The sequence below is a fragment of the Paraburkholderia sp. UCT2 genome (assembly GCF_014397665.1).
GTDB lineage: Bacteria > Pseudomonadota > Gammaproteobacteria > Burkholderiales > Burkholderiaceae > Paraburkholderia > Paraburkholderia tuberum.
Genome location: NZ_VZQO01000085.1, coordinates 1 through 10,295 on the forward strand (window position 1 = coordinate 1; position 10,295 = coordinate 10,295).

Sequence of the window (10,295 nt, forward strand, 5' to 3'; positions counted from 1 at the left end):
CCACCGTGATGCCGGCGTGCGCGGTCTTGCGTACGATCAGACGCGCGTTTTGCGCGGTTGTGGTGGAGTCCGGCGCCGTTGCCGCCAGCAGCGCGCACGGCTCGCACACCCCATCGACGCCGAGATGCGCGTGTGCCGCCGCCGACGGCGACGCGACCGGTACCGCGGCGATCTGCTCGCGGCTGAACAGTTGCAGCGGCAGCTGATGACGTGAGCAGAATTCGAGCAGACCGGCTTCGTTGGCTTTGGTGTCGATCGTCGCGATCGCGCGGATCTGCTCGAAGGCATTCGATCCGAGCGCTGCGCGGACGGCGGCTTCGATATCAGCGGCTTCGCTGTGCAAGCGGCAACCGATGCCGACGCTCAGCGTTTTGATCGCGCGTCCGAGTCCGTGTCGTGTCGCGCTCGCTGCCAGTTCGTGAGCAACGCCGGCGTCGCGTTTGGCCGCATCACGCGCCAGTGCGAGCGACGCCACAGCGCCGATCACGACGATCGCCGGCGAGCCGAGCCCCGCGCGCGCCACCGCCTCGGCGAACTCGCGAAGCGGCGCGAGCACATGACGCTGCTCAGGCCGCGTCGCCGACTCGATCGCCGCGCACGGCGTGTCGGCGGACATGCCGGCAGCGAGCAATGCGCGGGCGATCTCGCCAAGCCGGCGCATGCCCATATAGATCACCAGCGTCATGCGCGTCGCGGCGAGCGCGGCCCAGTCCGGTTCGCCACTGCCGGCGCCGTGGCCGGTGACGAACACGACGCCCTGCGCGTGATCACGATGCGTGACCGCGATACCGAGCGCCGCGGGCGCCGCGATGCCGGCCGTGATGCCGTTGATCACGTCGACTTCGATACCCGCGGCCCGTAGCGCCTGCAACTCTTCGCCGCCGCGGCCGAACACGAACGGATCGCCGCCCTTGAGCCGCGCGACGCTGCGCCCCGCGCGCAGATGCCCGAGCATTTGCGCGACGATGTCGGCTTGCGGCGTCGACGGATGGCCGCCGCGTTTGCCGACGTACACGACTTGCGCGTCGGTGCGCGCGAACTGCAGCACGTCGGGATTCACCAGATCGTCGACGAGCACGACATCGGCCTGCGCGAGCGCGCGGGTGGCCTTCAGCGTGATCAGTTCGACGTCGCCGGGACCGGCGCCGATCAGCCAGGCGCGCGTCATCGCGGCGTGCATGGCGCGCGCCATGCGGTGATGGAAGAAGAGAAGCGGCGTGCGACAGCACACGCGGCGGTGAATATAGAGGTCATGCGCAACTGCGAATCCGGGCACGCGCGATGCCGCGCTGCTACGCCTTCACATCCGTTCCCCGCGGATTCCGGCGGCCGGCGGCGCCACGTGATGCACGGATGCAATGCGGCACCGCCTCCGCGTCTGGCCGGTATCCGGGCTGGCGGCCTCATGCGCTTCGCCTTCCCGTCCCGGTTTGTGGATTCGCGGGACAGTGGCATCAAAAAACGCATGCGCGGCACGTCGGAATCGAAGGCGAATCGAATCGCGCGCCGCAGGTCGCTTACCGTTGCGGGGACAGCACAGGTTGAACGCGCGAGGCGCTGCCTGTTTCCCGTTTAACTGCACACGCGAGCGCATGTGCGGGCACCAAACGCGCGCATACGATAGCACATGGCGCCTTGCCGGATAAGCCTCGGCGGCGCTTTCCGGCTCGGTGCGTTGCTTGACTGCGCAAGTCCCCGGGCCTACACTCGCACGCACTTTGGGTGCTCGCGTGCGCGCTCGTGCGCATGCAGTTAAACGGGAAACAGGGAGCCACCTGCTCTGGAGCGGCTAACCTGTGCTGTCCCCGCAACGGTAAGCGAAAAGCGGTTCCGGCTTGATAGCCGGGCACCGCAGTGCCGGCTTCGATGTCCTCGCGCAAGGTCGCGTGGACATTTCACCACTGGACGAGAAACCACTCGGCCGGGAAGGGGAAGCGGCGCTTTCGCCAGCCCGGATACCGGCCCAAAGAAGCAGAACGACCGCCGCGGGGATGCGGCGGCGCGTTCATGACCTCAGTTCCGCTTTCTGTATTTCCGTTGTCGCGGCCATGCCGTCGTTCGTCCCCGTGTCTGGTGATCGCTGGTACTGCTGCGCGTGCTTCATTCGCTCCATTCGCCAGCCGACGCGGACCCACGCGCGGACTTTCCGGCATACCGATCAACGCCAAGGGATGGACCTCACGATGCAAACTCAATTGCGCAAGATCCCCGTCACGATCGTCACGGGCTTTCTCGGCAGCGGCAAAACCACGCTTCTGCGGCACATTCTTCAGCATGCGGGCGGCAAGCGCATCGCGGTGATCGTCAACGAGTTCGGCGAGCTCGGCATCGACGGCGAAATCCTCAAGGGCTGCGGCATCGGTTGCGATGAAAACGGCGTCGAGACCGAAGGGCAATTGTATGAACTCGCGAACGGTTGTTTGTGCTGCACCGTGCAGGAAGAATTTTTCCCGGTGATGGAAAAGCTCGCGGAGCGCCGCGATGAACTCGATCACGTGCTGATCGAAACGTCGGGCCTGGCATTGCCGAAGCCGCTCGTGCAGGCGTTCAACTGGCCGCAAATCCGCAACGGCTTCACGGTCGACGCGGTGGTGACGGTGGTGGACGGCCCGGCCGCCGCGAGCGGCCAGTTCGCCGATAACCCGCTCGCCGTCGATGCACAGCGCAAGGCCGATCCGAATCTCGATCACGAGTCGCCGCTGCACGAGCTGTTCGAAGACCAGTTGTCGGCGGCCGATCTGGTGATTCTGAACAAGACCGATCTGATCGACGAGTCGCGGCAGCACGAGGTCGAAGCCGCGATCCGCGCGGAGATTCCGCCGCAGGTGAAGATCGTGCGTGCGCAGCAGGGGCGGCTCGACCTGCATACGCTGCTGGGCCTCGAAGCGGCGTCGGAAGAGACGATCCACCTGCGTCATGACCACCACGGTTCCGCCGGCGACCCCGATCATCACCACGATGAATTCGATTCGGTCGTCGTGCAGGCATCCGTACCGTCGCGCGACGCGGCGCTCGCCGCCTTGCAGACGCTCGTCGAAACCCACACGATTTACCGTGTCAAAGGCTTCGCGGCACTGCAGGACGCGGCGATGCGTCTCGTGATCCAGGGCGTGGGGCGGCGCTTCGACAGCTACTTCGACCGGCGCTGGCAAGCGGGTGAAAATGGCGACGGCGCGTTGAGCCGCTTCGTGCTGATCGGCGCAGACCTCGACCAACACGCGCTGCAACAGGCGTTCGACGCGGCGCTCGGCGCGACGTCGAACGCGACGGCATAAACGGGCGCACCAGCATGCATCTGCTGCGCACGACGCCGGGCGGCTTCGTCGACGATACGCAGGGCGTGATCCGCATCGATCAGCAGCCCGCCGAGATCGTCGTGCTCAGTTCCGCCGACACCACGCTGTCGCTGCTCGCGAGCGTGGTGCCGCGTCTCGGCGACGGCTTTCCGAGCGTGCGGCTCGCGAACGTCACGTATCTGCGTCAGCCTGCCTCGGTCGATTTCTATCTGGACGACGTGTTGCAGCATGCGCGCGTGGTCGTCGTCGATCATCTCGGCGGCGAAACGTATTGGCCGTACGGCATCGAGCAGGTGGTCGCGCTCGCGCAGCGCAAACAGCAAACACTCGCGATGTTTTCCGGCGATCTGCAGGAAGACCCGAACCTGCTCGCGCGCAGCACCGCGAGCGCCGAGTTGTGTCAGCAGCTGTGGCGCTATCTGCGCGAGGGCGGTCCGCAGAACGCCGAGGCGTTTTTGCGCTGCATCGCGTATCGCGCGCTCGACTGGGGGCGCGAACCCGATCTGCCGCGCGCGTTGCCGGCCGCGTCGTTGTATCACCCCGAGCGCGATACCCCCATCGTCGCCGACTGGCAGGCGCGTTGGCGGCAAGACGCGCCGGTCGTCGCGATTCTGTTCTACAAGGCGCATCTGCAGGCCGCCAATACCGCGGTGTTCGATGCGCTGATCGACGCGCTCGAAGCCCAAGGGCTCAATCCGCTGCCGCTCGCGATCACGTCGCTGAAGGATGCGGTGAGCCGCGATGTCGTGCAGTCGCTGTGCGCGCAACATGGTGTCGCGCTCGTGCTGAACACGACCGCGTTCGCCGCTTCCGCGATCGACGACCCGGAACCGCTCGCGCTCGCCGGCGACGCGCCGGTGTTTCAGGTGATCCTGAGCGGCGGCAATCGCGAAGACTGGCTGAAGGACAACCACGGCCTCAATTCGCGCGACATCGCGATGCATATCGCGCTGCCCGAAGTGGACGGGCGCATCATCACGCGCGCGATCAGCTTCAAGGGGCTCGCGTATCGCTGTGCGCATACGCAGGTCGACGTGGTCCGCTATCAGCCCGACCTCGAACGGGTGCGCTTTCTTGCCGAGCTGAGCCGGCGCTGGTGCCGTTTGCGTTCGCTCGATAACGCCGACAAGAAAGTCGCGTTGATCCTCGCCAACTATCCGATGAGCGAAGGGCGCATCGGCAATGGCGTCGGGCTCGATACGCCGGCGTCGGTGGCCGGCATTCTGTCGATGCTGCGCGATGAAGATTATCGTGTCGGCGAATTACCCGAAAACGGCGACGCGTTGTTGAACAGGCTGACCGAAGGCGTGACCAACGATCCGGTCGTACGCGATCTGCGTCCGGCCCTGCAAAGCCTCGCACTCGACGACTATCTCGCGCATTTCAACGCGTTGCCGGCGAGCGTGCGCGACGCGTTGAACGCGCGCTGGGGCAAGCCCGAGCAGGACCCCACGCTACGGCGCGGCCGCTTCATGATCGCCGGCTGGCGCTGCGGCAAGGTGTTCGTCGGCATTCAGCCTGCGCGTTCGCGCGAGCACGGCGACTACGCGAGCTATCACGATGCGGAGCTCGTACCGCCGCACGCATACCTCGCGTTCTATTTCTGGCTGCGCCATCAGTTCGGCATCGACGCGGTCGTGCACGTCGGCAAGCACGGCAACCTGGAATGGCTGCCGGGCAAAAGCGTCGCCTTGAGCGACGCGTGCTGGCCCGATCTGATTCTCGGACCGATGCCGCATCTGTATCCGTTCATCGTCAACGATCCGGGCGAGGGCAGCCAGGCGAAGCGGCGCGCGCAGGCGGTGATCATCGATCATCTGATGCCACCGCTTACACGCGCCGAAAACTATGGGCCGCTGCAGGACCTCGAACGCCAGGTCGACGAATACTACGAAGCATTGATGGTCGATTCGCGTCGCGCGAAGCTCTTGCGTCGCACGATCCTGACGACGATCGTCGAGCATCGGTTGCACGAAGAGCTGAGTCTCGCGGCGCCGAACCGACAGGACGATGAAGACGCGCTGCTCACACGCGTCGATGCGTGGCTGTGCGAGCTGAAGGAAGCGCAGATTCGCGATGGCCTGCATACGTTCGGGCAGTCGCCGCGCGGCGTGCAGCGGCGCGACACGCTGCTCGCGCTCGGGCGCTTTCCGGTCGGCGATGGGCAGGGCGGCAAGGCGGGGCTCGTCGACGCGCTGGCGCGCGATCTGCGCATCGATCATCGGTTCGACCCGTTGACGGTGGATTGGGCCGCCGCATGGGACGGCCCGCGACCCGAGGTATTGCAGCGGGTCAGCGATGCGCCGTGGCGACATTACGGCGATACGCGCGAGCGGTTGGAGTTGCTCGCAGGCGAGCTGTTGGGCGGCGTCTGCGGTGTCGATTGCGATGACGCGGATCGTTCGCAGGCCGTCCCCGTAGCCGACGAAAGTCTGCCGCAAGCGGCACAGGTGATCGCACGCCTGCGCGACGACGTGCTGCCGCGTCTCGACGCCTGCGGCCCGCAGGAAATGACGCAGCTGAAGCGCGGCCTCGAAGGACGTTTCGTGCCGCCAGGTCCGAGCGGTTCGCCGTCGCGCGGTCGGCCCGACGTGCTGCCCACCGGCCGCAACTTCTATTCGGTCGACACGCGCGCGGTGCCGACGCAAGCCGCGTGGGCACTCGGCCTGAAATCGGCGCAGCAACTGATCGAGCGGCATCTGCAGGAGCACGGCGACTATCCCCGCGCGATCGGCCTGTCGGTTTGGGGCACCGCGACGATGCGCACCGGCGGCGACGATATCGCGCAGGCGCTCGCGCTGCTCGGCGTGCGGCCGAAATGGGCGCCGGGCAGCCACCGTGTGACGGACTTCGAGATCATGCCGATCGACGCGTTCGATCGGCCGCGTATCGACGTCACGTTGCGCGTATCCGGTTTCTTTCGCGATGCGTTCGCGAACGTGATGCATCTGTTCGATGCGGCCGTGCAAGCGGTGGCCGAACTCGACGAGCCCGCGGAGCTGAATCCGATTCGCGCGCGCGTGCAGCGCGAACGCGATGCGTTGATCGCGCGCGGCATGGACCCGGTCGAAGCGCGCAAGCGCGCCGGCTGGCGCGTGTTCAGCGCGCGGCCGGGCACGTACGGCGCGGGTCTGCAGCAGATGATCGACTCGCGCCAATGGCAGACCGACGCCGATCTCGCGAACGCGTATCAGGCGTGGGGCGGATATGCGTACGCGCAGAAGAGCGCAGGCGAGGAAGCGCAGCAAGCGTTTGGCACGCGCCTCGCAGCGATGGACCTCGTGCTGCAGAACCAGGACAACCGCGAGCACGACGTGCTCGATTCGAACGACTACTACCAGTTTCAGGGCGGCATGGTCGCGGCGGTGCGGCATCTGGCAGGTCGGCAGCCGCGCGTCTATCATGCGGATCACAGCAATCCGGCCGCGCCGCGCGTGCGGACGTTGCACGAGGAGATCGCGCGCGTGATCCGCTCGCGCGTGGTCAATCCGAAATGGCTCGACGGCGTGAAGCGCCACGGCTACAAGGGCGCGGCCGAGATCGCCGCGACCGTCGATTATCTGTATGGCTACGACGCGACCGCGCGCGTGATCGCGGATCATCAATACGCGCTCGTCGCCGATGCTTATCTGAATGACGCCGATACGCGCGCGTTCATGCAACGGCACAATCCGCATGCGCTGCATTCGATCTGCGAGCGTTTGCTCGAGGCGATGCAGCGGGGGCTGTGGCAGCAGCCGGGTGACTATCGCGCGCAGGTGGAAACGCATCTGCTGGCGAGCGAACAGCAGATCGAAGGAAGACAAACATGAATGGAGCGATGCGAGGAGCGGACGACGCAGGTTGCTCCGCCTGTGTATCGGGTACGGCGGCGCGGCCCGTTTTTCCGTTTGCGGCGCTGATCGGCCAGGCCTCGTTGCAGCAGGCGCTGGTGCTCGCGGCGATCGACCCGGGCTTGGGCGGCGTATTGATCAGCGGACCGCGTGGCACTGCGAAGTCGACTGCCGCGCGCGCGCTTGCGGAACTGCTGCCGGAGGGAGAGCTCGTGAATCTGCCGCTTGGCGCGAGCGAGGATCGTCTGATCGGCACGCTCGATATCGAAAGCGTCTTGCGCGACGGCTCGGTGCGCTTCTCGCCGGGGCTGCTCGCGAAGGCGCATCGCGGCGTGCTGTACGTCGACGAAGTCAATCTGCTGCCCGATGCGCTCGTCGATGCGTTGCTCGATGCGGCGGCGAGCGGCGTGAATACCGTCGAACGCGATGGCGTGTCGCATAGTCATGACGCGAGCTTCGTGCTGATCGGCACGATGAATCCCGAAGAGGGCGAGTTGCGGCCGCAATTGATCGACCGCTTCGGTCTGATGGTGGAGTTGCAGAACGCGTTCGAGCCGCAGGTGCGGCAGGCGATCGTCAAAGCGCGGTTCGCGTTCGATCTCGATCCCGCTGGGTTTCGGACCGTTTACGCGGAGCAGCAGGCTTCATACGTGCAGCGAATTCGCTCGGCGCGCGCGGCGCTGCCGCTGCTGTCGTTCGATGACGCCGTCCATGCGCGCGTGAGCGCGCTATGCATCGACGCGGCCGTCGACGGCCTGCGCGCCGACCTCGTGATGCTGCGCGCGGCGCGCGCGCTGGCCGCATTCGAACGGGCAGGTGCGGTGACGGTGCGGCATGTGGAGCGCGTTGCCGATGCGGTGCTGCTTCATCGGCGGCGTCAGCATGATTCGCAACATGCGAATCAGCGCCGGCCAGAAAGCGAGGCGCCGACACGGGACGTCGCTGCGGGTGCGTCTGGCGATACGGCTGGATCCACGACACCTTCCGCCGACTCCGACTGGGGCTACCTGCCGCCCGAGCCGGCCGCGGCTTTGCCTGTCAAAGGCGTCATTGCGCTCGACGCAAAAAAACGCTGAGCCATCGGAAAGGCGCCCCCGCTGACTCGCGCAGCGGTTTTCGATGGCGACAAGGCGTGGGGGCGGATTCGCGCGACACGTCGCGCGGCGAACCGGGCAGGCGCATCGCATGGCCACCGACGCTCGCCGCGATGCGCGAGCACACGCTGCGTCGTGAGCATCTGCGTTTCGTACGGGAAGTGCCGCGTGGCGGTGTGCTGCATTGCTTCGTGCTCGATTGCTCCGGGTCGATGCTGGCGGGCCAACGCCTCGCGTTGGCGAAGGGTCTACTGACTGCCTTGTTCGACCGTGCGAGTGCGATGCGCGTCGAGGCTGCGCTGATCTGCTTCGGCGGCGCGGGAGCGGATGTGCGCTTCGGCCCGGCCGTGCCGCGCTGGTGGAACGAGCGATGGCTCGCGCCCGTGGGCGGAGGCGGCGGTTCGCCGCTCGCGTCGGGCGTGCGCAGCGCCGCGCAACTGCTCGAACGCTGCGCGCGGCGACGGCCGGCCCAGCAGCGCTGGTTATGGATTCTGACCGACGGCCGCACGAGCGACGAACCCGCGCGGCCGGCCGACGTCGATGAAGTCGTGTTCGTCGATTTCGAGCGTGGTGCGATACGGCTCGGTCGTTGCCAGGTGCTCGCCAATGCCTGGGGAGCGCGGCGGTTGACGCCGGAAGAGTTGCTCGGCTGATCGATGTGTGCGCAGCGAGGTCGACGCTGCTGTGTCCGCACCCGCGTTGCTTTTCTGGCCGTACCGCTTATTTCAGTCCGTTGGACCAGTGCTGCACATCCTCCTGACGATCGAACACGAACACCTTCATCGCCATCTGTTGAACGGAATCGAGTTGATCCAGTTCTAGCCCATGCATGGACGGCTCGCCAGGCGTTTTGCCCTTCTGAACGTTGCGGATCACTGCCGTCGTCTCGATCTGTGAATCGTATTCGGCCGACTTCAGCCGGAACGCGATGCGCAGCCGCTCGCCGACTTCGCCCAGTGTCCACGACGCACTCAACGACATGCCGAGCGCGCTGATGCCCTTGGCGAGTCCAAGGCCTTCGTAAGTGTCACCGCTCCCGCCGATGCCAAACCGCACGGGCAGGTGCGCATGGACGCGGATCGATTTGCGCTCACGGAGCCGGCGGACCATACCGGGCCTCGACAACACGGCATAGTCGAACGGCACGCGGCAGACCGCTTCGACCGTGCAGACGAAACGGAACACGGCCTGACTCGCGATCGCGATGACCTCGACGTTCTCGCCGGGCGTGAGCGGCAGCGGTTGGCCCTGCTGCATCGGCGGCGTGACGAACAGCGCATGATTCGGCGCGAAACCGATGATGCCGCAAGGTTGCATCGGCGCGCCGCTGCCGAGTTGCGAACGCATGCCGATCAATGCGCCGATCTCGAGGTGCATGTCCTTCAGCGTCAACTCACCGGCGTGGTCAGGCTGGGCGGTTGGCGCCGGCGGTTGTTGTGCGCCGAGGTCGAACAGGTCGCCGCGTTGCGGGCGGAAGTGTTGAAACAGAAAGGCGCGCTCGTCGGTGGTCGCGAGCGTCGTCGCGCTTGCGAAGAGCAGCGTGCCGTCGGCATCGACGATCGGCCATGGGAGCGGCGTGCCTACCGGCACCGTATCAGGCTCGAGCACCGGGGATGCCGCGGCGGGCTGGGTTTCCTCGACGTGTGCGTCGACGAGATTGTCCATAGTCGGCAGCTAATTTAAGTGGCGGGATGATCTGATTGACGGCGGGGAAGGGTAGAACTTTAATTTGGGGAGCGGTGGTGAGTTCGAGCCGTGCTCGGACTACTTTGTTTTGTCGGTATTGGGACTTCGGCGGGTTGAATTGGATGACTAACTATTTTCGCTGATTTCTTGGTCTGGCCAGAGTTGACTCTTTTGAGGGCTGGCGCGGCAGTGCGATGGAGATGGCAGTCTTTGCTCTCAAAATAAATTGTGAGAAGGGTATTGACGTGTTGTTGACCGCTCTCCATAATCTCGCTTCTCTGCTGCAGACGCAGCGACGCAAACGAAGCAGTGCCGGGTAGTGGTGGTTCAGGCGCGGCGGGTTTGGCGGACCGATCTTTAAAAACTAACAGTCGATAAGTGTGGGC

Annotated in this window: 6 protein-coding genes, 1 pseudogene and 2 riboswitches; of the genes and pseudogenes, 4 read left to right on the forward strand and 3 right to left on the reverse strand. The window is 65.9% G+C overall.

Annotation, left to right across the window (positions count from 1 at the left end; translation table 11 throughout):
* Together F6X39_RS37445 and cobA are read right to left on the reverse strand one after the other, a co-directional pair.
* On the reverse strand, nucleotides 1–343 hold a 343-nt coding region (locus F6X39_RS37445), incomplete at its 3' end, for a cobalamin biosynthesis protein (protein WP_316251760.1).
* An 87-nt stretch (nucleotides 344–430) separates the two neighbouring features.
* Nucleotides 431–1,168: pseudogene (gene cobA, locus F6X39_RS37450) on the reverse strand (uroporphyrinogen-III C-methyltransferase); the annotation flags it as partial.
* Between the two features lie 194 nt (nucleotides 1,169–1,362).
* Nucleotides 1,363–1,623: riboswitch (cobalamin riboswitch) on the reverse strand.
* Between the two features lie 80 nt (nucleotides 1,624–1,703).
* Nucleotides 1,704–1,982, forward strand: a riboswitch (cobalamin riboswitch).
* A gap of 201 nt (nucleotides 1,983–2,183) precedes the next feature.
* Here cobA and cobW point away from each other — a divergent pair.
* From cobW to F6X39_RS35230, 4 genes are read left to right on the forward strand one after another with little or no spacing between them, the layout of a single operon-like run.
* On the forward strand, nucleotides 2,184–3,275 hold the full coding sequence (cobW, locus tag F6X39_RS35215; RefSeq protein WP_316251759.1) for a cobalamin biosynthesis protein CobW: 1,092 nt from the start codon (nucleotides 2,184–2,186) through the stop codon (nucleotides 3,273–3,275).
* 14 nt (nucleotides 3,276–3,289) lie between these two features.
* Nucleotides 3,290–7,108 carry a cobaltochelatase subunit CobN gene (cobN, locus tag F6X39_RS35220; RefSeq protein ID WP_187620020.1) on the forward strand — a complete coding sequence of 1,273 codons (3,819 nt, stop codon included), beginning with the start codon at nucleotides 3,290–3,292 and terminating at the stop codon, nucleotides 7,106–7,108.
* A complete protein-coding gene (locus F6X39_RS35225) occupies nucleotides 7,105–8,205 on the forward strand; it encodes an ATP-binding protein (RefSeq protein ID WP_187620021.1) in 1,101 nt (366 codons plus the stop codon). Before cobN ends, F6X39_RS35225 begins: the two co-directional genes overlap by 4 nt.
* Nucleotides 8,206–8,261: 56 nt before the next feature.
* Complete coding sequence (locus F6X39_RS35230) at nucleotides 8,262–8,876, forward strand: vWA domain-containing protein (protein ID WP_187620022.1); 615 nt, start codon at nucleotides 8,262–8,264, stop codon at nucleotides 8,874–8,876.
* A 67-nt stretch (nucleotides 8,877–8,943) separates the two neighbouring features.
* Here the strand turns inward: F6X39_RS35230 and F6X39_RS35235 are convergent, their stop codons facing one another.
* On the reverse strand, nucleotides 8,944–9,888 hold the full coding sequence (locus F6X39_RS35235) for a flagellar brake protein (RefSeq protein WP_187620023.1): 945 nt from the start codon (nucleotides 9,886–9,888) through the stop codon (nucleotides 8,944–8,946).
* Nucleotides 9,889–10,295 lie beyond the last annotated feature (407 nt).

What these genes read in the sequence shown, in the direction of transcription:
- cobW (WP_316251759.1), top strand. Translation starts at nt 2,184, where the DNA reads ATGCAAACTCAATTGCGCAAGATCCCCGTCACGATCGTCACGGGCTTT.
- F6X39_RS35225 (WP_187620021.1), top strand. Translation starts at nt 7,105, where the DNA reads ATGAATGGAGCGATGCGAGGAGCGGACGACGCAGGTTGCTCCGCCTGT.
- F6X39_RS35235 (WP_187620023.1), bottom strand. Translation starts at nt 9,888, where the DNA reads ATGGACAATCTCGTCGACGCACACGTCGAGGAAACCCAGCCCGCCGCG.
- cobN (WP_187620020.1), top strand. Translation starts at nt 3,290, where the DNA reads ATGCATCTGCTGCGCACGACGCCGGGCGGCTTCGTCGACGATACGCAG.